Origin of the sequence: Pusillimonas minor (genome assembly GCF_014237865.1) — a bacterium.
Classification (GTDB): Bacteria; Pseudomonadota; Gammaproteobacteria; order Burkholderiales; family Burkholderiaceae_B; genus Neopusillimonas; species Neopusillimonas minor.
The window spans coordinates 1-21,272 of sequence record NZ_JACJUU010000016.1 but is presented as its reverse complement, the minus strand read 5'-3'; the positions used below and the strand labels follow the sequence as shown (position 1 = coordinate 21,272).

18 protein-coding genes and 1 pseudogene are annotated in these 21,272 nt (G+C 55.2%); 13 read left to right on the top strand and 6 right to left on the bottom strand.

Going from position 1 to position 21,272, the window contains the following annotated elements; genetic code table 11:
• Nucleotides 1-20: 20 nt before the first annotated feature.
• A complete protein-coding gene (locus GTU67_RS13805; RefSeq protein WP_123661221.1) occupies nt 21-341 on the bottom strand; it encodes a DUF4148 domain-containing protein in 321 nt (106 codons plus the stop codon).
• Nucleotides 342-853: 512 nt separating this feature from the next.
• Nucleotides 854-1,957, bottom strand: coding sequence for a porin (locus GTU67_RS13800; protein WP_185780632.1), 1,104 nt, complete (start codon nt 1,955-1,957; stop codon nt 854-856).
• Nucleotides 1,958-2,904: 947 nt separating this feature from the next.
• Between GTU67_RS13800 and GTU67_RS15545 the strand changes: the two genes are divergently transcribed.
• From GTU67_RS15545 to GTU67_RS13770, 6 genes are all read left to right on the top strand, one after another.
• Nucleotides 2,905-4,056 carry a glycosyltransferase gene (locus tag GTU67_RS15545; protein WP_185780631.1) on the top strand — a complete coding sequence of 384 codons (1,152 nt, stop codon included), beginning with the start codon at nt 2,905-2,907 and terminating at the stop codon, nt 4,054-4,056.
• Nucleotides 4,057-4,405: 349 nt separating this feature from the next.
• Complete coding sequence (locus GTU67_RS13790) at nt 4,406-4,915, top strand: cupredoxin domain-containing protein (RefSeq protein WP_123661312.1); 510 nt, start codon at nt 4,406-4,408, stop codon at nt 4,913-4,915.
• Nucleotides 4,916-4,929: 14 nt separating this feature from the next.
• A complete protein-coding gene (locus GTU67_RS13785) occupies nt 4,930-5,406 on the top strand; it encodes a c-type cytochrome (RefSeq protein ID WP_185780630.1) in 477 nt (158 codons plus the stop codon).
• Nucleotides 5,407-5,476: 70 nt separating this feature from the next.
• Nucleotides 5,477-5,893, top strand: a complete 417-nt coding sequence (locus GTU67_RS13780) for a DUF411 domain-containing protein (protein ID WP_108621359.1) — start codon at nt 5,477-5,479, stop codon at nt 5,891-5,893.
• A gap of 160 nt (nt 5,894-6,053) precedes the next feature.
• Entirely contained in the window at nt 6,054-6,428 is a 375-nt protein-coding gene (locus GTU67_RS15400; RefSeq protein WP_249417725.1) for a hypothetical protein, read from the top strand.
• Between the two features lie 152 nt (nt 6,429-6,580).
• The gene (locus GTU67_RS13770) at nt 6,581-6,787 is read left to right on the top strand and encodes a hypothetical protein (protein WP_108621357.1); all 207 of its coding nucleotides are present in this window, start codon (nt 6,581-6,583) and stop codon (nt 6,785-6,787) included.
• A 49-nt stretch (nt 6,788-6,836) separates the two neighbouring features.
• On the opposite strand, the gene GTU67_RS13765 is transcribed toward GTU67_RS13770, so the two are convergent.
• The 3 genes and pseudogenes from GTU67_RS13765 to GTU67_RS13755 all read right to left on the bottom strand — a co-directional run.
• On the bottom strand, nt 6,837-7,283 hold the full coding sequence (locus tag GTU67_RS13765; RefSeq protein ID WP_185780629.1) for a DUF305 domain-containing protein: 447 nt from the start codon (nt 7,281-7,283) through the stop codon (nt 6,837-6,839).
• 104 nt (nt 7,284-7,387) lie between these two features.
• Nucleotides 7,388-9,721, bottom strand: a complete 2,334-nt coding sequence (locus GTU67_RS13760; RefSeq protein WP_221893384.1) for a heavy metal translocating P-type ATPase — start codon at nt 9,719-9,721, stop codon at nt 7,388-7,390.
• 152 nt (nt 9,722-9,873) lie between these two features.
• Nucleotides 9,874-10,002 (bottom strand): annotated as a pseudogene (locus GTU67_RS13755) (ArsB/NhaD family transporter); the annotation flags it as partial.
• A gap of 138 nt (nt 10,003-10,140) precedes the next feature.
• On the opposite strand from GTU67_RS13755, the gene GTU67_RS13750 reads away from it, so the two are divergent.
• The 5 genes from GTU67_RS13750 (at nt 10,141) to GTU67_RS13730 (ending at nt 17,068) form a co-directional block, all read left to right on the top strand.
• Nucleotides 10,141-10,350, top strand: coding sequence for a hypothetical protein (locus GTU67_RS13750; protein WP_283245263.1), 210 nt, complete (start codon nt 10,141-10,143; stop codon nt 10,348-10,350).
• Nucleotides 10,351-11,032: 682 nt separating this feature from the next.
• Nucleotides 11,033-12,292 (top strand): TolC family protein, encoded by a 1,260-nt coding sequence (locus GTU67_RS13745; RefSeq protein WP_123661212.1) that lies wholly within the window; start codon nt 11,033-11,035, stop codon nt 12,290-12,292.
• A 2-nt stretch (nt 12,293-12,294) separates the two neighbouring features.
• On the top strand, nt 12,295-13,572 hold the full coding sequence (locus GTU67_RS13740; RefSeq protein ID WP_123661211.1) for an efflux RND transporter periplasmic adaptor subunit: 1,278 nt from the start codon (nt 12,295-12,297) through the stop codon (nt 13,570-13,572).
• Nucleotides 13,573-13,586: 14 nt separating this feature from the next.
• The gene (locus tag GTU67_RS13735) at nt 13,587-16,733 is read left to right on the top strand and encodes a CusA/CzcA family heavy metal efflux RND transporter (RefSeq protein WP_185780627.1); all 3,147 of its coding nucleotides are present in this window, start codon (nt 13,587-13,589) and stop codon (nt 16,731-16,733) included.
• Nucleotides 16,734-16,906: 173 nt separating this feature from the next.
• Complete coding sequence (locus tag GTU67_RS13730; RefSeq protein ID WP_185780626.1) at nt 16,907-17,068, top strand: c-type cytochrome; 162 nt, start codon at nt 16,907-16,909, stop codon at nt 17,066-17,068.
• Nucleotides 17,069-17,219: 151 nt separating this feature from the next.
• Here GTU67_RS13730 and cadR read toward each other — a convergent pair whose 3' ends face one another.
• A complete protein-coding gene (gene cadR / locus GTU67_RS13725; protein ID WP_221893383.1) occupies nt 17,220-17,630 on the bottom strand; it encodes a Cd(II)/Pb(II)-responsive transcriptional regulator in 411 nt (136 codons plus the stop codon).
• A gap of 149 nt (nt 17,631-17,779) precedes the next feature.
• On the opposite strand from cadR, the gene GTU67_RS13720 reads away from it, so the two are divergent.
• Both GTU67_RS13720 and GTU67_RS13715 read left to right on the top strand, forming a co-directional pair.
• The gene (locus GTU67_RS13720; RefSeq protein ID WP_185780625.1) at nt 17,780-20,209 is read left to right on the top strand and encodes a heavy metal translocating P-type ATPase; all 2,430 of its coding nucleotides are present in this window, start codon (nt 17,780-17,782) and stop codon (nt 20,207-20,209) included.
• Between the two features lie 98 nt (nt 20,210-20,307).
• Entirely contained in the window at nt 20,308-20,832 is a 525-nt protein-coding gene (locus GTU67_RS13715; protein WP_123661206.1) for a copper chaperone PCu(A)C, read from the top strand.
• Nucleotides 20,833-21,272 lie beyond the last annotated feature (440 nt).

Sequence of the window (21,272 nt, the reverse complement as noted above, 5' to 3'; positions counted from 1 at the left end):
AAGAGCCTCGTCAAATCGAATTACCGTTTCGATTGCCGTTGTACCTCCCGTTGTACCTCTGCGTTATATTCTGGGCCATTACGCATACGAACATACTCAGCGTAGGCAGATCTGTATTCGCGGCTAAAGGTAATGGAGGGCTCGTAGTCTACCCGGAATTGATCGAGCCCCGCTTTCTTCCACAATGCTAGATCTGCACGCACTTCCGCGCGCGTCTTATCTATGCTTGAGGACGCCGCCGCGCTTGCACTGACAGCGGACGTATGCGGCTGTGCGCTGACTGCCATCGTCGATGTCGCCAGCAGCACTGCTGCGAAAAGGTTCTTTTTCAAGTTGGTCATATGTTTACTCCTAAAATTTACGAACGCATGCGGCCGTGCAATGGCGCGTGAAGAAGGTTAAGCCGCTGATTGAATTGTAAGAAATCAGCCTGGTCAGTTTGCGAACACGTGCATTACTTTTTTGTTACCCAACTTGAGGCACCATGATCTTTGTCTAAGTGGTTTCGTTAGATGTATACGATTGATCATGCTCGATTCTTCGGGTAAGTTGAACCTTTCGAACGCTGTTGCAGCAAGTCTCGCCTTGACGGTGTCTCCCACTACGCTCGGGGCGGTTCACCTCACCGATGGGCAGTGTCGGAACAGTCGATGTGAGCGCCACTAGGAAAGCGGCTGGGAGCCTACCAAACCGTTCGGTCAGTCTGAGCCCCACTTCAATCACGCCTGGCTTCTTCCCCGCCATGCCGTCGTTTCGGAAAGAAAAGCAGCACACCATAGCGGCTATCGAGGCAAGCACAATCGCCCATCAGCGTGCATGGAGTTTCTGCACCGCTGATGGACATCATGCCAACTTAGAAGCTGTGACGCAGGCCGACGCCAATCGACTGAGTCTTGTTACCCGAAACGAAGGCGACATTTTTTCCATAGGCGCCTTGCGCATAAAGATTGGTGCGCGCGGAGAGCTTATAGGTGTAGGCTAGACCAAAAATGTGCTGCGATTTGAGGTCTCGGCCAGCGTAGGCCGCACCGCTGTTGCGGGGGTCGACCATGCCCCAACCGGCGAGCAGCTTACCGCGCGCGCCGACAGGGGCGCTTAGGCCTACGCCGTAAGAGTTAGCACGGAAGCCGTTGTTGTAAGCGCGGATACTGCCGAAACCGAGTTCCGAATCGCGCAGTTGAGAAGGAGTGCCGAACCAGCCGTCATCAGTGATGCCGAAGCCCAGATGTACCTCGGCCACCTCGAAGTCATAACTGCCTGCAAGGTTCCAGGATTTGGCCTTGATGCCGGTGGCGGTCTTAGCGTCGTTTATCTGGTCATAGGTCAGAACCGCAGCCACGGGACCATTCAAATAGCGTAGACCCGCAGTCACGGCGCGGACATTCGGCTCGTTATGGTCCCCTTGCTTGAACTCTTGCTCGCCATCCGCATTGAACGAATACCCGATACCAGCCTGGAAGCCAGAAATGCTGGGAGTCAGGTACTGAATCTGGTTATCGTAACGTACCTCAGCCACGCTGAACGTGCCGGCGGTACGAGCTTGATTGAAGTTGTTGCCGAAGGGCGTGGCGACACCAGCCAGCCAGCGGTAGGCGATGTTGCCCTGGCGGCCCAGCGTGATCGTGCCCCAAGCATCGGATTTCAGACCAAGCACCGCTTCTCGGCCATACAGACGACCGCCTTGGGCTTGGGTACCGTTCATCAGGCTGTAACCGTTTTCCAGCGTGAAGATGGCCTTCAGGCCATCACCCAGATCTTCGCTGCCCCGCAAGCCCCAGCGATTGCTCGACTGAGCGCCATCCCAACCACCCGTTTTGGATGCGCTGGCTGTGTCGCTTTTGAATTTTGTATAGCCCACACCACCATCCAAAAGACCATATAGCGTTACGGATGTATTGGCTTGCGCCGCACCTGAAAAACCGGATAACAAGGCGGCTACCAGCAAACTCTTTTTCATGAAAACTCCAGAAATTAGCCTTGATCAGTTGCAAGACCTTTTGTGGGTCAACTGATCAAACTTCCGAATGGAAGTCGCCGGCATTACAGCAGTGTTTCGTTAACGCGCAGTGAATTTCGAGCTTCCTGACGGAGATGTAATCTCGTAATCATCTTCCGGTAATGATAGTTGGCAGGGAACGGAATTCGCTGAAATTCAGTGGCCGTGATCATCTCGATTACGTCGCCGTTCAGAGCTGAGTTGACGGTTGATAGCAACTTCAAGCGTAGATTCAGGTAGTAAAAATAACGCTGGAGTTCGGGTCTACATAGTTCATTGAAATTGGTCCGCGCCGTTTCCTTTGGTCTTGCTTGATCATGTAGATTGTTCTGCTATGTCGTTCAAAGAGCAGGGTGGTTTGCACATCGTTGAACCTACGAAGAAGGCATACGAACTGAGGCGCTATTGGTCCATGCTCATGCGAGCGGAGGCTATTGCGCTATCGGAAGTTCGCAGTCTTCAAAGCTGCCTATCTGGGTCGACGCGCTTCTAATGTGCATTGCAAAAAAGTAATCCTCGAGTTCGACGTTTGTCACGTCTGTACGCTTATCATTCGCGTCTTGTAGGCGAAGAACCCACCATCCTCATAGCGGTGGCTTCGCAAAGAAAACAAGCTTTGATCTCCTCAGCACGCTGGATTGCCGCTTCGCTTAAGTACCCGTAGCTCGGTCAAAGCTTAGGTTGTCTTCTGGCGTTGATAAACAACGAGTCTGCAGTTCTACGGGAATGCGCGAAGGTGTCGAAGTAAACAGGTGGCTGCAAAAGAAGGCTAGGTGGATATCCCAAAGCCCGGGTCAGAAGCATTTCAAACTCTAGTAGACATCTCGTGTTGTCCTGAGCCATTTCTAAACGATAGCGACCATTTCGAATATGAAAAAGATATCTCGTTTCACCGCACCGCTGTCATTATGAAGATTCTCTATACCAACTTTCATCGAGGTGACGGCGGAGGACACACTACTTACATTCTCTCGCTTGCGCGGGAGCTCGGCAGTGAGCACGAGATCGTCATTGCGGCGCCCAGAGGGAGCCGCCTTTTCGAATCAGCTGCGGTTCTGCCAGGCGTTCGGACTATGCAGCACGAATTCAAAGGAGGATTGCTCAAAACGCTGCTGGGCATTCGGTGCCTGAGAGCATTCTTGCGGCGTGAGCAATTTGACATTATTCATGTTAACGGCGCGGCAGATCATCGTGCCTGTATGTTCGCATTGATTGGATCTGGCACTTGGCGTCCAGTGCTCGTGTATTCCCAACATAGTGACCGCCTATCTCGAAGCGTCGGAGCGCTAGCTCGTGCAAAGCTTGCTACGGATCATGTCATTTGCGTCTGCGACCATTCGCGGAAAAAGTTGGTCGATTCATACTTCAGCGGGTGCCGTCTGCACGTAATCCGTAATGGTGTTGACTTAGACAGGTTTGTTCCCCCTTCGCGAGAGGAGCGATTGGCTGCGAAACGCTGCTGGATTCCGACTCACTTGGCGGGGCGGTTAGTTGTGGGTAGCAATGCGGGAACCGCGGCGTACAAGAATTGGCTGGATATGGTTGAAGCCGTCTCTCTTCTTCCTTCTGTGCTACGAAGCCAAATCGTCATCTTGATTGCCGGCGTTCTTCCATCAGATGCTCAGCGCGCCAGAGTCGAGGCATTAAACCTACGCAATAGTGTGGTTTTTACCGGGCTTTTGGATGATGTCCGTTCATGCTTGGCAGCATTGGACGTCGGGTTTGTTGTGTCATCTGAGATAGAGACTATTTCGTTTGCATGCCGAGAAATGATGGCTATGGGTATACCTGTAATCGTAAGTGATGCGGGTGGTTTACCAGAGAACGTCGAAAATGGACATGATGGCTGGATTGTGCCAATCCGAGATCCGCAGGCGATAGCTTCCGTTCTAACGAAGGTGTTGGAAAGCCCTACAGATCTAGTTTCCATGGGTCAGCGCGCGCGTCAGAAGGCTGTTCAGGAGTTTTCGATTGGTTCATTCGTCTCGTCTACTCAGGAGGTGTACCAACGTGGCAAAGTTTCGCCCAAGAGCAGCACATGGATTGTACGCCCTGACTGAGCTCCGACGGCCTAAACCGTGCGCATGGCACAAATATGTTATGGAACAGTTGCCTGTGGCAGAGATGGCAGACGCCATGGAGGTGCTCGTAGTAACTCAAATAAGCCCTCGGTTAGAACGGCCGTGCCTATATTACAAAATTGTAATTTGCACGTCAGTAGATCGGCAGTTGTACTTCGTTAAAGTGCAATTGATTGCTCAATGCTGTTGCCATTAAAGTGACTAACTCGGGCGATGAAGCAGGAAGCCCGTTTCTTGGATGGTTTGGGTTTTCGGTTTCGATATTGCCTTTTCTTGGGGCGGTTTGAAATGGCTGCCTACTTAAACAAACTCTAGGAGTATACCCATGATGAAAAAGACCCTTTCTATTTTGGCTTTAAGTGTCCTTCCGACCCTCGCATTGGCTGCCGGCAACCATGGCGGGGGGCATGGCGCACCGGCGCATGGCATGCCCGGTCACGATATGTCTACCATGTCGAATGCACCTTCGCCAACTGGTCAGCCGGGCGATCCGGCTAAAGTTACGCGCACGATTGAACTGACGATGGACGACACCATGCGGTTTACGCCTGGTGACATCCAGGTCCGCGCTGGCGAGACCATTCGTTTCTTTATCAAGAATACGGGGAAAATCCCTCATGAAATGGTGATCGGGTCCATTGCCGATATGAAGGCCCATGCGGCCGAGATGCAGAAGATGCCGGGGATGCAGCATTCGGAACCGAATATGATTACATTGGGCCCGGGTAAGATTGGCGGCTTGGTGTGGCAGTTCGACCAGGCGGGCACTGTCGATTTCGCTTGCCTGATTCCGGGTCACATGGAAGCTGGAATGGTCGGCAAGGTAAAAGTCAGCTGATCTAGCGCATTCAAATGACACGGAGAAAAAAATTGGTCTTTGGAATGGTTGGCGTCGTCATAATCGGCGCCGCCGCCGTCCTTTACAGCACGATTCGGCCATCTGGCCCGGCATTCATCGACCCTGCGGACCAATCCCTTGTGATGCAGGGCAAGGCGATCTATGCGAACAATTGCGCAGCTTGCCATGGTGAGTCCCTGCAAGGGCAGCCGAACTGGCGTGACCGCATGCCCAATGGCAGGCTGCCCGCACCGCCGCACGACAAAACCGGCCATACTTGGCATCATCCTGATGCGATGTTGCTCGATATGGTGAAAAACGGCCTGGTTCCTGGGAAGACGGCGCCTCCAGGCTACGTTAGCGACATGCCCGCGTATCGGACCATCCTCAGCGATCAAGAGATCATTGCGGTACTGGCTTACATCAAGAGCAACTGGCCGCCCAAGGTCCTGGAGGCACAGAAGGACGTCACATTGCAACGACAGAACTAAGCTGCTTGGTTGTGGTCTTTATCTATACTATGAATCATTCAAGATCTACATTTTTGCTGGAGCAGGTTTCATGAAACTATGGCTAACAGCGGCTGCCTTATCTGTCGCGTCATCCTTTGCACAGGCTGCCGGCACGGCCATTACCGTATATCAGGACCCCAATTGCGGCTGCTGCACCGGATGGGTCGAGCATATGCGGGATGCTGGCTTTGATGTTACGGCGATCAAAACAGCCGACATGGCTTCAGTCAAGCAAAAACTCGGTGTGCCACCAAAGCTTGGATCGTGCCATACAGGCGTGGTAAACGCCACCGGCCAGATCATAGAAGGGCATGTGCCCGCCAATGCAGTCAACAAGTTGCTCGCTGACTCGTCGGTGAAGGGCGTGTCGGCGCCTGGCATGCCGTTGAATGCGCCGGGCATGGGGGAGCTGGACGGCAATTTAGTTACTGTCGACTTTAACGGTAAACCATTTTCTAAGGACTAAAATCTACAGACGAGCAACGATATAGCCGGGTACGCCACGATTGGTACGCATTTGCTGCTCTGACGCTGGAAGACACTACACCTCCACACCTACATCTCTCTTGCGCCACAAGTTCAAGCCGGTTCGTGAAAAGTCAATTTTCTGAATTTAGGAGATCAAAATGAATATGAAAGCACTATTTATTGCGCCCGTTACGGCGCTCTTGTTGGGCGTGAGCGGTGCAGGAGTAGCAGCGACTCCCAGCGGCGATGGCACATCCACGGGCATGAAAGCTGAACCAGGCATGATGCATAATGGTGACGCGAGCCAGATGGGCCAGATGAAGCCAGGTAGGATGAAAGATCACGGCATGATGGGCGACGGCATGATGGGCGGCGGCATGATGGGGATGATGGGCAGTTGCCCTATGATGGGTGCCGCCAGCGGCGCCAATAGCAAAGTGATGATGCAGATGCATGGCGAGATGATGCGTGCCATGGGTGACATCATGATTAAGTATGCCGATAAACTTGAAGTGCCATCCTCGCCTCAATAACGAGATCTGAGTTCGAACCAAAGAGCTGTCAAGAAAGCTATTTCGATGGCTTTGGATGCGCTGCGAGCCGTTCATGGGGCGTCGGCTACCAAATGCCGGCGCTAACCGAAGACCGCCTCCCGCATCGTCCTTGGAAACGATGGAGCGATCGCTTGAGCAAGCCATTTACCTTCGGCACCCTGCGTACTTCGCTTTGCATTGATGAGCAGTGGGTGATCACAGTCGCCAATGCGATTGCCAGAGCGCTTGAGGCCAGCACGACGCTGGAGACCTGGGTCAGCGCATCGTCGGCTGATGCAGAGTTTCCGGCATTCAACCCTGTGCAGTTACCCAGGCAGTCAATGAGTATTGTTGCTTAGAACCTTTCCTGTGACTTCGTTCAGGCTCACTTGCGGCTCAGATGCGGATTTATTTCTCGAGATCCTTGATAAGCGCTTTCATTTCTTCGATTTCCCTGCGCTGTGACTCGATGATTTGACCGGCCAGTTCACGAACGCGAGGATCAGAGAGGGTCGCCCGTTCGCTGGTCAAGATCGCGATGGAGTGATGCGGAATCATCGCCTTCATCCAGGAAACATCCTCAATGGTTGACTGACTTCGCACAAGCCAGAGAGCAAGCGCAAATACTATCGCACTGGCGACAAAAATCGCACTGTTCACGCGACGACTTCGGTGCATATGGAGCATGAAGGCCAACATGATGATTGCCATCGCGGTGCCCATCATGAATGCCATATACACGCGCGTTTCACTGAAAAAGACGTCGGCCAGCTCATACGTATTTAGATACATAAGGCCGAACATCACGATCGTTGAAGTAGCGATCATGGCGGCAAACCGAAGGTATTGGCGCATGGCTGATCTCCTGTTTTACGTAAAGATTTGCTATTTCTCCAAATACGTCAGCTTTGGCTACTTGCTAAGTTCAAGTGCCACCGACTCACGCGACGCGTTGCACTTCAGGTAGACTTTCGAAGCCTAAGGGCATTGAAAACGACCGATGCTGAACTCAGACTCATTGCCAATGCCGCGAACATGGGTGAAAGCAACAGCCCGACAAACGGGTACAAGACCCCAGCGGCCAAGGGCACCCCAAGAGCGTTGTAAATAAATGCGAAGCCCAGATTCTGCTTCATATTGGCGATTGTTTTGTCCGAGAGGTGGCGCGCAATCGAGATGCCGCGCAAGTCTCCCTTGACCAGCGTGACTTGCGCGCTGTTCATCGCCACGTCGGTTCCGGTACCCATCGCAATCCCGACATCGGCTTTGGCTAGAGCAGGTGCGTCATTAATGCCGTCGCCGGCCATCGCAACAACTCGGCCTTCTGCTTGAAGTTTGCTGACAAGATCGAGCTTGTCGGCCGGCTTCACCTCACCGTGAACCTCGTCAATTCCTAGTTGCTCTGCCACCGCTTTAGCCGTCGAAACGCCGTCGCCGGTTGCCATGATGACGCGGATCCCAGCCGCCTTGAGACCCTTCACGGCTTCCGGTGTGCTTTTCTTGATTGGATCAGAGACGGCCAGCAAGCCTATTAATTGACCGTCTGTTGACAAATACATGACGCTTGCACCCTTGGTGCGCAACGATTCGGCGGTACTGGCCATGATCGTAACGTTAACGTTTTCTTGGTCCATGAGAGCGGTGTTGCCGAGGGCGAGGTGCTTACCGTCGACCTGGCCCCGCACCCCAATACCGCTACCCGATTCGAACTCGTTGACGGCACTGAGGCTTAAGCCTTGCTCACGCGCTGCGCTAACAATGGCGTCTGCTAGCGGATGTTCACTGCCCTGATCAAGGCTAGCCGCCAGACGCAGCACTTCGGCAGCCTCTGTGTCGCCTGCCGGAATGGCCTGCTCGAACGCAGGGCGGCCTTCCGTCAAGGTGCCGGTCTTATCGACGATAAGGACATCGACTTTACGTAGGTTCTCGATGGCTGCTGCATCGCGAAACAGCACGCCCTGGGTGGCGCCACGGCCGGTTGCCACCATAATGGACATGGGCGTGGCCAAGCCCAGGGCACATGGGCAGGCGATGATCAGTACAGCTACGGCGTTAATCAAGCCATATACCCAGCTCGGTTGCGGCCCAAAAGTACCCCAAACAAAAAACGTGATGATGGCGATGACGACGACTGCCATCACAAAATAACCAGCCACTTGATCTGCCATGCGTTGCATCGGTGCGCGGGAGCGCTGCGCTTGCGCGACGAGCTGGACGATCTGCGATAGCACTGTGGCTGAGCCGACCTTTTCAGCTCTAATCACTAGCGAGCCCGACGTGTTCATCGTTGCGCCGATCACTTTGTCGCCAGGGCGCTTGCTTACTGGCAGCGGTTCGCCTGTGAGCATGGATTCATCTAGGGAACTGGCGCCGTCTTCCACCAGGCCGTCTACGGGGACTTTCTCCCCAGGGCGCACACGCAAGCGATCGCCTTCATGCACGTGCGTCAGGGGTACATCCTCTTCTGATCCATCCGCGTTGATCCGGCGGGCTGTTTTGGGTGCGAGTCCCAGCAGTGATTTGATGGCAGCTGACGTCTGCGAACGCGCCCGCAGCTCCAGGATCTGGCCAAACAGAGTCAAGGAAATGATGACCACTGCGGCTTCAAAGTAAACAGCCACACGCCCCATGGATATGAACGTTTCGGGGAAAACGCCCGGTGCGACTGTCGCCACGACGCTATAGACGAACGCAGCGCCTGTGCCAAGACCGATGAGCGTCCACATGTTGGGGCTGCGGTTGACAACGGATTGCCAGCCGCGCACGAAGAAGGGCTGCCCAGCCCATAGCACCACGGGTATTGACAACACGAGTTCGATCCACGTTTGCGCGCTCATGTTGAACCAGCCAAGCTGCGGACCGAACATGGCCAGCACGGTGACAATGACCGTAAGGGGCAGTGTCCACCAGAATCGCCGAGAGAAGTCTTTCAGCTCAGGATTATCGTCCTCCAGGCTGGGCATGAGCGGCTCAAGCGCCATGCCGCACTTTGGGCAGCTTCCCGGATGATCCTGTCGAATCTCGGGGTGCATCGGACAGGTATAAATTGTGCCAGGAGCTACCTGCTCGAAAGCTGCTTCGTTCTTGTTTTTCTGACCGGTGAATTTTTTGGGATCACGCTTGAACGTTTCCGAGCACTTGGTGCTACAAAAATAGAAACGCTTGCCTTCATGCTGAACCTGATTTACGGAGTCTTTCGTCACTGGCATACCGCACACAGGATCGGTGAGTTGCAAGCTGGAGGCGGGCTGCGTCACGTTGTGGTTGTGAGGTTCAGACTTGTTGTGCGCCATGGCGATAAAAACCTTCCAAGAGTGTGAGCGCAAGTTCAGCCCGTGTACGGCCAGATGCTTTTAGCGCCAGGGAAATTGGGGTCAAATTCCATCATGCCACATACCGACACGTGACCAGACGTTAATTCGGGGCTTGGCGCATTACATTTTTGTCATGTAACACCTAATCGCAGCGTGAGCGCCGCGAGAGTAATGAGCAATACGGGCAAAGTCAGCACGATACCCACTCGGAAGTAATAGCCCCACGTAATGGTCATCCCCTTGCGTGCCAGGACCTGGATGAGCGGGGTCAACGCGTGCGTTAGCGATACTCACCTTCCAACGCCGCTCAGCCGTTTTTTTCTGTTAGTTTGAGACCATCGATGACCAGCTATTCTTCACCCGCCGATTTGACCTTGCCAATAGTCGACGAGACCCTATTGGACAGACCCACTCATGACAAACTTTCCTTGTCGGTTGGGGCAACGCATCCGCCCCATATTCTTCTACTGTACGGTTCGCTACGTGAGCGCTCATACAGCCGCCTCCTTACCGAAGAAGCGGCGCGCATCCTGACGCGCTTGGCCGCCGAGGTCGCCCGCTTGGCCGAGCGCGCCATGGAGCAGGAAATCGAAACGACGGGCAGCTAAACGACACTGGCATCGATTTGTATTTAGTTAAATAAACTCTCAACCACCTATAGCCTGAGGGCATCAGCATCAGCATCAGCGTCAGAATGCGGGATGGGCCTACGGCCATGAGAATTACCAGCTAAATTTGATATAATCCAGCTTGAATGAAAAAGTTTATATTCATCTTTCTGCTGGTGCTTCTGCCCCTCCAGGCTTCCTGGGGAGTGGTCAGTGTGTACGCGACACAAGAGCATGATAGCTGTTCTCCTACTTGCTCCGAAGCTCAAATGGTTCAAGCAAAGGATGGCGACCAAGACAGTTCCACCACACCGAGTGCTCATCACGAAGACCGTTTTTGTGGTTTGCATGCTCTCGGTATTGTCGACACCGGCCCTCATCAAGGCATCTCCTTCTCATCTGACGCAGCCCCTCGAGTCCAAGAGTCGCGGCTTGCGTTACAGATCTTCATCGAACGGCCAGAGCGGCCTAAATGGAACGCGTCAGCCTGAAACGGCGCGACGCAGCACTCACCGCGTCGTGACGTCTATCCTTGCAGTAGCTGGGAACGGCAGGACGGGTACCACTTTCGTCTGATTTAACAGAATCGCTCCCGTCGCGTTCGCCCCTGGGCGACTATGACCGCACCCCCCGGCGCTGCTCAAGAGTCAAGTATCTCTAAAGACTATCTTGGAGCAATTCCATGCGCAGTGCATTAGTTCTATTTGCGGCCGCCGCGATCCTTTGGAGCGCCGCCTCGGCCCAGCCGCTGCCTTCATATTCCGCCGCGCCCACTGCCCCGCCCACTGAGCCAGCCACGTCGCTGACACTCAATCAGGCTTTGACACTGGCCCTGGATGCCAATTACACCCTTTCGTCGGCCCGTTACGCGGCCGATTCGTCGCAAGGCGTCGTCTTGCAGGCCGGCGTCAGGCCAAACCCGATACTGGACATCGAAGTAGAGGACACATCCCGCAAGGCCTCGCGTACGACAACGACCAAACTCAGTCTACCTATCGAGCTTGGGGGCAAGCGCGATGCGCGCATTGCCTCGGCCGAGCTTACCCGCGATATTGCGGGCCAGCAGCTGCTGCAGGCTCGAGCCGATGTGCGATCACAAACGGTGGCCGCATTTTTCGATGTCTTGATCGCGCAAGAGCAAGTAGCGCTGTCAACTAAAACGGTTGAGATTGCTGGCGATGCATACCGCATTGCAGATCGGCGCGTGGAGGCGGGAAAAGTTCCGCCGCTTGAGGCTGATCGGGCGCAGGTCGAACTGGCAAACGCCGAGTTGGAAAAGTCCCAGGCGGCCAGCTCCTTGGAACTGGCGCGGCGCACCCTTTCGGCGTTGTGGGGCAATCCGTCACCGCAATTCACCCAAGCGCAAGGGGAGGTCGCTGTCTTGCCGGCACGCCCCGGGTTAGACGACTTGGCCGCTGCACTGGAGCGTTCTCCTTATATACAGGCCGCACGGCTTGAGCAGGACCGATCTCGAGCTCAGATCGATGTGGAACGCAGCAAGCGATATCCGGATCTGACGGTAAGCGCCGGCGTCATTCGTAATAACGAACTAGATCGAAATCAGATGATGGTGGGCGTATCGATTCCCTTGCCCTTTTTCGACCGAAATCAAGGCAACGTCTATGAAGCATCGATGCTGGCATACAAGAGCCGAGACGATTACCGGGCTTTAAAGATTCGTTTGCAGACGCAGTTACAACAGAGCGCCAGCCAGTTCGACATGGCCAAAAGTACCTCGGCAAGGCTTGCATCCGACATTTTGCCTAAGGCCGAAACGGCGTTTGAACGCGCCAAGAAAGGTTTTGAAGCTGGCAAGTTCGGGTTTACCGAAGTGTTGGATGCGCAGCGAACGTTATTTCAAGCGCGCGTTCGCCACCTTTCAGCACTATCGGATGCATATCAAGCCCTCGCGCAAATAGACCGTATTCTGGGATCAGATTGACTATGAAAAGCACACAAAATAAGCCAGGTTTGGGCAACCGCAGCCGGCAGACCGTCTTAATTGCCCTGATTGTCCTCATTGGCGTTTTACTTAGTACCTTGTTGTTGGCCGGGACCAACACGCAGGAGGGTGGGTCCGAGCAAGAGGAACATGCGCATGCGTCGGAAGATACAGAAAAGCAGCACGACAGCAAGGAGGCTGAACATGCGGATGAGGGTGGCGAGACGCATGCAGATGAAGAACAGCATGGGCGCGAGGTGACCTTTACGCAGGGGCAGATTGAGGCGGCCGGAATCACCTTGGCGACTGCTGGGCCGGCGTCCATTCAAAGCACCATCCAGTTGCCGGGCGAAATCGTCTTTAACGCCGATCGCACTGCGCAGCTCGTTCCGCGCCTTGCCGGCGTCATACAGGCGGTTAAAGCCAACCTCGGGCAAGAGGTCAAAGAAGGCGATGTACTCGCCGAGATAGCCAGCCCGGAGCTGTCCGAGCGACGCAGCACGTTGAGCGCCGCGCAAAAGCGCCTGACGCTGGCGCGAACCACCTATGAGCGCGAACGGCTGTTATGGAAGGAGAAGGTGTCGGCCGAGCAGGACTATCTGCAAGCTCGCCAGCAACTGCAAGAAGCGCAGATTGCTGTGGACGACGCCCTTGAGCAGCTCCAGGCTCTGGGGACTGATGCCGGTGAACCTGGCCGCTTCAACCGCCTCGAAGTGCGAGCACCTTTCGATGGAATGATCGTAGAAAAAGACATCGCCCTTGGGGAGACGGTCAGTGCTGATGCGCCGATCTTCAAGATTTCAGATTTGTCGACGGTATGGGCTGACATGATTGTGCCGGCTGAAGCACTGGGCACCGTGCGTGTTGGCAGCAAAGCAATCGTACAGGCTACCGCCTTTGACTCACAGGCTCAAGGCACCGTTTCGTATGTCGGTTCGCTGTTGGGCCAGCAAAGCCGGGCTGCTACGGCTCGGATCAGTTTGCCCAATCCCAATGGGGCGTGGAGGCCCGGCCTGTTCGTGAATGTCCAAGTGCTCTCAGGTGAGGCACAAGTGCCTGTCGCGATAGAGCCTGAGGCGATCCACACCCTGGAGGAAGAGTCAGTGGTATTTGTGCGCCACGATAACGAGTTTGTTGCACAAGCTGTGACGACCGGCCGCCGCGATGCCAACTCGGTGGAAATTGTCGAAGGGTTGGAAGCGGGTACGTCCTACGCCGTGAAAAACAGCTTTGTCATCAAATCCGAGTTGGGCAAGGCTAGCGCCTCGCACAGCCACTGAGCAGGGGAGACGCCGTGTTTGAACGCATCATCCGCTTTTCAATCGAGCAACGCTGGCTGATTATCCTGGCCGTACTTGGAATGGCCGCCCTGGGTATCTATAACTACCAGCGCCTCCCCATCGACGCTGTGCCCGATATCACCAACGTACAAGTACAGATCAATACGCCCGCACCCGGGTATTCGCCGCTAGAAGTGGAGCAGCGCATCACCTATCCGCTTGAAACGGTCATGGCGGGAATCCCGAAGTTGGAGCAGACCCGTTCTCTGTCTCGCTATGGGCTGTCTCAGATCACCGTGATCTTTGAAGAAGGTACGGACATCTATTTCGCGCGCCAGTTGGTGAGCGAACGGCTGCAGGGAGTCAAGGACCAGCTTCCAGATGGCATTGCACCGAAGCTCGGGCCTATTTCGTCGGGGTTAGGCGAAATCTATTTCTGGACTGTAGAGGCGGATGAAGGGGCGCTGAAACCAGACGGCACGCCTTATACGCCAACAGACTTGCGCGAAATCCAGGACTGGATCATTAAGCCTCAGTTGCGTAATGTGCCAGGCGTCACCGAAATCAACACCATTGGCGGATACGCCAAGGAATACTTGATCGCGCCCGACCCGGTCAAGCTGCGTTCTTACGGGTTTACCTTGCAAAACCTGCTGGACGCCGTCGATCGGAATAACAGCAATTTTGGGGCCGGCTATATCGAGCGGCGTGGCGAACAATCGCTCGTTCGGGTGCCCGGCCAGGTGCAGTCCGTGGAGCAAATCGGCCAGATTTTCATCGCCAACGTGGACGGCTCCCCGATTCGCATCCAGGATGTCGCGACGGTGGGTGTAGGCAAAGAGCTGCGCACCGGCGCGGCTACCGAAAACGGTCGCGAAGTCGTGCTGGGTACGGCATTCATGCTGATGGGTGAAAATAGTCGAGCGGTTTCACATGCAGTCGACAAAAAAATGCAGGAAGTGAACCGCAGTTTGCCCAAGGGCATCAAAGCAATAACGGTCTACGACCGCACCGTGCTTGTAGACAAAGCGATTGCCACAGTACAGAAAAACCTGCTTGAAGGCGCGATTCTTGTCATCGTGGTGCTCTTCCTGTTTTTAGGAAATATACGAGCGGCCGTGCTGACAGCCCTGGTCATTCCTTTAGCCATGCTATTTACTTTTACGGGCATGGTGACAGGCAAGGTCAGCGCGAACCTGATGAGCTTGGGCGCGCTTGATTTCGGCATCATCATCGATGGGGCCGTGGTGATTGTGGAGAACTGCATAAGGCGCCTGACGCATGCACAAGCTCACCACGGACGGTCTTTGACGCTTTCGGAACGACTCCATGAGGTATTTGCTGCTTCGAAAGAAGTACGCCGTCCATTGATATTCGGACAACTCATCATCATGATTGTCTATCTACCCGTCTTCGCCCTGACGGGCGTTGAAGGCAAGATGTTCACTCCGATGGCCTTTACCGTGGTGACGGCGCTACTGGGAGCGATGATTCTTTCGGTCACGTTCGTGCCAGCTGCCGTTGCACTGTTCATCGGTAAGCGCGTTACAGAAAAAGAAAGTATCTTCATTCGTGCCGCAAAAAGGGCCTATCGTCCCGCTCTGGATACCGCCTTGGCCAACAAAGCGGTCGTCCTGACCGTTGCAATTGTTGCCATCATCCTCTCAGGCCTCATCGGTGCACGCATGGGAAGCGAATTTATTCCAAGCTTGAACGAGGGCGACTTCGCCATTCAAGCGTTGAGGGTGCCAGCCACCAGTCTGACCCAGTCCGTAGAGATGCAGCAGCAGCTGGAACGCAAGTTGATCAAGGAGTTTCCGCAAATTGAGCGCATTTTCGCCCGTACTGGCACCGCTGAAGTGGCTTCCGATGCAATGCCGCCCAATATCTCGGATGCTTACGTCATGCTTAAACCGAAGGACCAATGGCCCGATCCAGATTTGTCCCGAGACGAGCTGATACGTCAAGTGCAAGAGTCTGCGGCGCAACTGCCCGGCAGCAACTACGAATTCTCCCAACCGATTGAGCTGCGATTCAACGAGCTGATTTCGGGTGTGCGATCAGACATAGCAATCAAGGTCTTTGGTGACGATATGGAGGTGCTGAACTCAACGGCTGCGCAAATCGCGCAGGTACTGGGGCAAGTGCCCGGCGCATCGGCTGTCAACGTTGAGCAGACGACGGGGCTGCCGGTACTCACCATTGCTATTGACCGCGCCCAGGCGGCACGTTTTGGTCTATCGATGCAAGAGGTCCAGGATGCTGTGGCGGTAGCCGTCGGAGGACGCGACGCGGGAACGCTGTTTCAAGGAGACCGGCGCTTTTCGATTGTAGTGCGGCTGCCCGAAACACTACGGGGCGACATAGACGCCATCAAACAACTGCCTATTGCGCTGCCAGCCCGTGATGGCGAGGTGGTCAACCAGATTCCGCTAGGCTCGATCGCCACGTTGGAGACGACCGTCGGCCCGAATCAGTTCAGTCGTGAGAACGGTAAGCGTCGGGTGGTCGTTACGTCTAACGTGCTGGGCCGCGACATAGGCTCATTCGTCGCTCAGGCGCAAGAACGAATGCAGGGTGAGGTGCAGGTGCCCGCTGGGTACTGGGTGGAGTGGGGTGGAACGTTCGAGCAGCTTCAATCGGCCACATCGCGGCTGCAAATCGTGGTGCCTGTGGCCTTGTTGCTTGTGTTCATCCTGCTTTTCATGATGTTCAACAACATCAAGGACGGCTTGCTGGTATTTACCGGCATTCCTTTTGCATTGACCGGCGGCATCGTGGCGCTTTGGCTGCGAGGTATTCCGTTGTCTATTTCAGCAGCGGTGGGCTTCATCGCCCTGTCCGGGGTGGCAGTGCTCAACGGTCTGGTGATGCTGTCCTTCATCCGAAGTTTGCGCGAGGGCGGGTTATCGCTCAACGCAGCCATTCTTGAAGGCGCGATGACTCGGCTGAGGCCCGTATTGATGACCGCTTTAGTGGCCTCTTTAGGCTTTGTGCCTATGGCTCTGAATACCGGGACTGGCGCTGAGGTACAGCGGCCATTGGCCACCGTGGTTATAGGCGGCATCATATCGTCGACTCTGCTGACCTTGCTGGTGCTACCCATACTGTACGAGTTGAGCCATCGGCGTGCCGCCGCGCGGGAACGCGAGGAACAATAACTGGAGGCCAAGATGGCCGACAAGATAAAGGCCAGTTGAGTAAACACATGTCGCAGAAAAAGTGAACCTTTGGGCTGATCGGCGTTGCCATAATAGGTGTCGCCGTCATTCTCTACAGCACGCTGCGGCCATCTGGTCAGGCATTCATCGATCCTGCAGATCAGACCCTTGTGATGCAGGGTAGGGTGATTTATGCAAACAATTGCGCGGCGTGCCATGATGAATCCCTGCAAGGGCAGCCGAACTGGCGTGAGCGCATGCCCAATGCAGATTACCCCCACAGAAGGAAGTTACTTCGCAACGGCAGAACTAAGCTACGCCTGGCATGCCGATGAGTGTGCTGGGTGTGGGAAAGCTCGACGGCAATTTGGTTACGGGTTGTTTTTACCGAGCGGTCCGAATGCCACTACGATGAAATGCGGCATCCTGACTATTGTGTTACTGAAAGTCGATTCCAATTGCGAGTTGTATCATCGACCTGCACCTCTAAACGTGGCAAGATTGATCGGAAAGGGCGCGCAAAATCCCGCATGAATTGGTAGGCGCAGTGACCGCACATTTTTGGCGCAATAACACCAGATGTTCTTTTAATTGCATTAACTCGTCGACGCGCACTTCCACCGCGCGGATATGCTCATCAAGCAAGTCATTCACGTCGGCGCAATCCTCCGTAGGCGTATCACGGTACTGAAGCAAGGTTCGTACTTCGTCCAACGCCATGTCGAGCGTACGGCAGTGCCGGATAAATTGCAGGCGTTCAATATGCTGCTCGCCATACAGACGATAATTGCCATCGCTGCGAGAAGGCTCCGGCAGCAGACCCTCCTTTTCGTAATACCGAATGGTTTCCACCGTTGACTCCGTACGTTTGGCAAGCTCGCCGATTCTAATTGGCATGATGGTCTCCTTTGTTTGAAACACTAAAGTTACTATAGACTTTTGCAGTCAAAAAATCAAGATCTGGCCTGTTGCGGGGTGAAATCAAAGCGCTTGACTCTGAAGCCACTATAGGCTTTCTAATACCTGCATTCAAAGGAGAAATTCTTATGCGGTTTCATATTGAAGATATGACATGCGGCGGTTGCGCCGGCAATGTCGTCAAAGCCATTCAGTCAGTCGACCCGAACGCTGAAGTCATCACCGATCCGCCAACGCGCAGCGTGCAAGTCACCTCGTCAGCGACAAGGGCACAGCTTGAATCGGCCTTGTGTCAGGCGGGTTACCCACCGCGTGGCAGCGATGCTCCGATCGCCAAAAGCGTGGCTCCCATCCCCGCACAAGAAATGCCTCCGGGCCTCTCCATGCAGGTACAGGGCATGGACTGCGCAAGTTGCGTCGGCAAGATTGAAACGGCGCTGGCACGCATGCCCGGCGTTTCTGATATCCGGCTGAACTTCGCCACAGAGAGGCTCGAACTGACGCTGGCGCCCGAATCGCCCACCCAGCTTGGTGACATCAAAAAAACCATTAAGAGCTTGGGCTTTGGCGTATCTGCCAGTACCGACCAAAGCGCTACGCCAGGCATCGGCACGGACGATCAAGCCGCCGCACCCCAGCTGCGTTGGTGGCAAACTAGAAAGGGCAAGCAGGTCGTGGGCCTTGGCATTCTGATGGCCACCGCCTACGCTATCGCGCTGTTTTTCCCGAATTACGGGACCTGGGTGTTTGGTGCAGCCGTGGTTGTCGGCGTCTTTCCCTTTGCACGCAAAGCGCTTGCGCTGGCCAAGTCTGGCTCGCCCTTTTCGATCGAGACACTCATGTCCGTGGCCGCGCTTGGCGCCCTCTTCATCGGTGAAGCCGAAGAAGCGGCGGCTGTCGTATTCTTGTTCTCGGTCGGTGAGTTGCTGGAGAGCGTCGCTGCCGGCCACGCCCGCGCAGGCATCAGGGCCTTGGCGTCACTGGTTCCGAAAACGGCGGTTTTAATCGATCCACAAGGTGGGCAACGCGAGGTCCCCGCAGCCTCGTTGGACGTGAACGACCGTGTGCTCGTCCGTCCTGGGGACCGGGTGTCCGCCGATGGCGTGATTATCCAAGGCACGTCCAGCCTTGACGAGTCGCCCATCACAGGCGAGTCCATACCTCTTGCGAAGACGGCAGGCGATAATGTATTCGCGGGTTCGATCAACGTCGATGGGGTGCTCCAGATTCGAGTGGAAAAGGCCACGGCCGACAACACGATTTCGCGCATTATCCATCTGGTTGAACAGGCACAGGCCTCTAAGGCACCCACCGCCCGTTTCATTGAGCAGTTCAGCCGTTATTACACGCCGGCCGTGATGGCTATTGCGGCGCTGATCGTGCTTGTTCCGCCGCTGGCAATGGGGGCTGACTGGGAAACGTGGCTTTATCGTGGTCTGGCGCTGTTGCTGATCGCCTGCCCCTGCGCACTCGTGCTGTCTACGCCGGCGGCTATTGCTTCAGGCTTGGCCGTCGGGACGCGCCGCGGGCTACTCATCAAGGGCGGCAATGCTTTGGAAACCATCGGCCGGGTGAGTGCGATCGCGTTCGACAAGACCGGCACCCTGACCGAAGGCAAGCCGCGCGTCACTGACGTGGTTGCCTTTACACCAGGGCGCGAGGACGAGATCTTGGCGCTCGCCGCAAGCGTAGAATCTGGCTCGAATCACCCGCTTGCCAAAGCCATTGTGAGCCATGCCGAAGCCGCCAACAGCGTCATCCCCGCTGCTTCGCACGGCTCCGCCACCGCGGGTAAAGCCGTGCATGCAAGCGTGGCTGGACGCCAATTGGCCATTGGGTCGCCGATTTACGCCGCCCAAGCAGCGACCCTTACACAAGGGCAACGCGCACGCATCGAAGCGCTGCAACATGACGGAAAAACCGTGTCCGTTCTGCTAGACGAACAGACCCGTGAAGCGCTTGGGCTGGTGGCGCTACGCGACGAACCAAGGCAGGACGCACAAGAAGGCGTGGCCGAACTCAAAGCGATGGGTGTGCGCTCAGTCATGCTCACAGGCGATAATCGCCTTACCGCCCAAGCCATCGCAGGCCATTTGGGCATGGAATGGGAAGCGGAACTGCTGCCCCAGGATAAGCTGCGCCTGATCGATGAAATGAAGCGCAGCGCCAAGGTGGCTATGGTGGGTGATGGCATTAACGATGCACCAGCGCTGGCAACGGCCGATGTGGGCATCGCGATGGGCGGTGGCACCGATGTGGCAATCGAAACGGCCGACGCGGCACTGCTCAAAAGCCGCGTCACGGACGTGGCTCACTTGGTTGCTCTCTCACGAGCAACGATGGCAAATATCCATCAGAACGTGATTTTCGCGCTCGGTTTGAAGGCCGTATTCTTGATTACCACTGTGCTGGGCGTCACCGGTTTGTGGGTTGCCGTCATGGCCGATACGGGCGCGACGGCAATTGTCACGCTTAATGCGTTACGTCTGCTGCGTTTCAAGGGAGCGGCGGCGACAAAGCACCATCAGCCGCGCATGCAACCGGCAAGCGTGCTGTGAACAAACATGAAGCTGATGTTTTGGTTCATATTGATCCTGCCCGGACAGGAATGACATCCGAGCGTTTATGAAAGTTTTCGTTTTTCTGAGGTAACCATATGAAAAGAGTGATTGTTGGCGCTATTGTCCTGTGTACGGGTTCCATTGTCTATGCTGCAGGCCCACACGATACACACGTAGCCGTAGCAGCTCATGCGCAAACCGCACAACACGTCAGCAAAGACGCCGATGGTAGCGCCGAACTGTCTACAACATTGACGGTTTCGGATTGCTGGATTCGGTCGTTGCCAAGGCCGACTCCTTCTGCGGGCTACTTTGTGATAAAGAACGCTGGCAATAGCGAAGCAAAGCTCGCCTCCATGTCTATTGCCGCTTTCGACCAGGTGTCCTTACATCAAACGATCGATCAGGACGGGAAAATCAGGATGGCCGTGGCTGACGCTGTTTCGATCCCTGCTGGTGGCGAACTGCAATTTAAGCCGGGCAGCTATCATGCGATGCTTGAAAAGCCTACTCAAGCGCTTACTGTTGGTACCGAAGTCGAAGCCGATTTTGAGTTTCAATCAGGGGAAACAGCGAAGGCGCGGTGCGAAGTTAAGCCTGCCAACGCTCTCTCGAGGTAGTGCCTATCCTGGCGATAAATCCAGCGCTGGCCCGACAGTTGAGATGCCCGGATCATGGGCCGCTTCGCATTTCGTTTAAGCGAAGCAGCTGCCAAGGAGGCGCCCTCGTAAAGGAGGTGTACGCCTGAGGTCGGATTGTGGGGGGAGACTCTCGGGCGAAGAGCGGACGGCATAGGCATGCCCCTTGCTTGATGTCCCACCTCTAGCCTTGGAAGACGGGAGAAGTGCTATCTCTCGTATGCGCGCAGCATCTAATAGTGGCTCGCAGTCAGCAATGTAGGGATGACCTTGATATGTCCGACGAACGTAAAGGCCCGCTCTGTACCGTCTAGAAGTCTCGGTTAAATCTCATCAAGATACGTGTCCATGTATTTTTTGAGATGTACACGTATTTTCATGAGCGATTCTCTTTGTGTAGTGAGTTCCTCGCAGAGCCCCCG

Excerpts from the sequence above, each read along its gene's own strand:
- GTU67_RS13805 (WP_123661221.1), bottom strand. The coding sequence starts at position 341 with ATGACCAACTTGAAAAAGAACCTTTTCGCAGCAGTGCTGCTGGCGACA.
- GTU67_RS13800 (WP_185780632.1), bottom strand. The coding sequence starts at position 1,957 with ATGAAAAAGAGTTTGCTGGTAGCCGCCTTGTTATCCGGTTTTTCAGGT.
- GTU67_RS15545 (WP_185780631.1), top strand. The coding sequence starts at position 2,905 with ATGAAGATTCTCTATACCAACTTTCATCGAGGTGACGGCGGAGGACAC.
- GTU67_RS13790 (WP_123661312.1), top strand. The coding sequence starts at position 4,406 with ATGAAAAAGACCCTTTCTATTTTGGCTTTAAGTGTCCTTCCGACCCTC.
- GTU67_RS13785 (WP_185780630.1), top strand. The coding sequence starts at position 4,930 with ATGACACGGAGAAAAAAATTGGTCTTTGGAATGGTTGGCGTCGTCATA.
- GTU67_RS13780 (WP_108621359.1), top strand. The coding sequence starts at position 5,477 with ATGAAACTATGGCTAACAGCGGCTGCCTTATCTGTCGCGTCATCCTTT.
- GTU67_RS15400 (WP_249417725.1), top strand. The coding sequence starts at position 6,054 with ATGAATATGAAAGCACTATTTATTGCGCCCGTTACGGCGCTCTTGTTG.
- GTU67_RS13765 (WP_185780629.1), bottom strand. The coding sequence starts at position 7,283 with ATGCGCCAATACCTTCGGTTTGCCGCCATGATCGCTACTTCAACGATC.
- GTU67_RS13760 (WP_221893384.1), bottom strand. The coding sequence starts at position 9,721 with ATGGCGCACAACAAGTCTGAACCTCACAACCACAACGTGACGCAGCCC.
- GTU67_RS13745 (WP_123661212.1), top strand. The coding sequence starts at position 11,033 with ATGCGCAGTGCATTAGTTCTATTTGCGGCCGCCGCGATCCTTTGGAGC.
- GTU67_RS13740 (WP_123661211.1), top strand. The coding sequence starts at position 12,295 with ATGAAAAGCACACAAAATAAGCCAGGTTTGGGCAACCGCAGCCGGCAG.
- GTU67_RS13730 (WP_185780626.1), top strand. The coding sequence starts at position 16,907 with ATGCAGGGTAGGGTGATTTATGCAAACAATTGCGCGGCGTGCCATGAT.
- cadR (WP_221893383.1), bottom strand. The coding sequence starts at position 17,630 with ATGCCAATTAGAATCGGCGAGCTTGCCAAACGTACGGAGTCAACGGTG.
- GTU67_RS13720 (WP_185780625.1), top strand. The coding sequence starts at position 17,780 with ATGCGGTTTCATATTGAAGATATGACATGCGGCGGTTGCGCCGGCAAT.
- GTU67_RS13715 (WP_123661206.1), top strand. The coding sequence starts at position 20,308 with ATGAAAAGAGTGATTGTTGGCGCTATTGTCCTGTGTACGGGTTCCATT.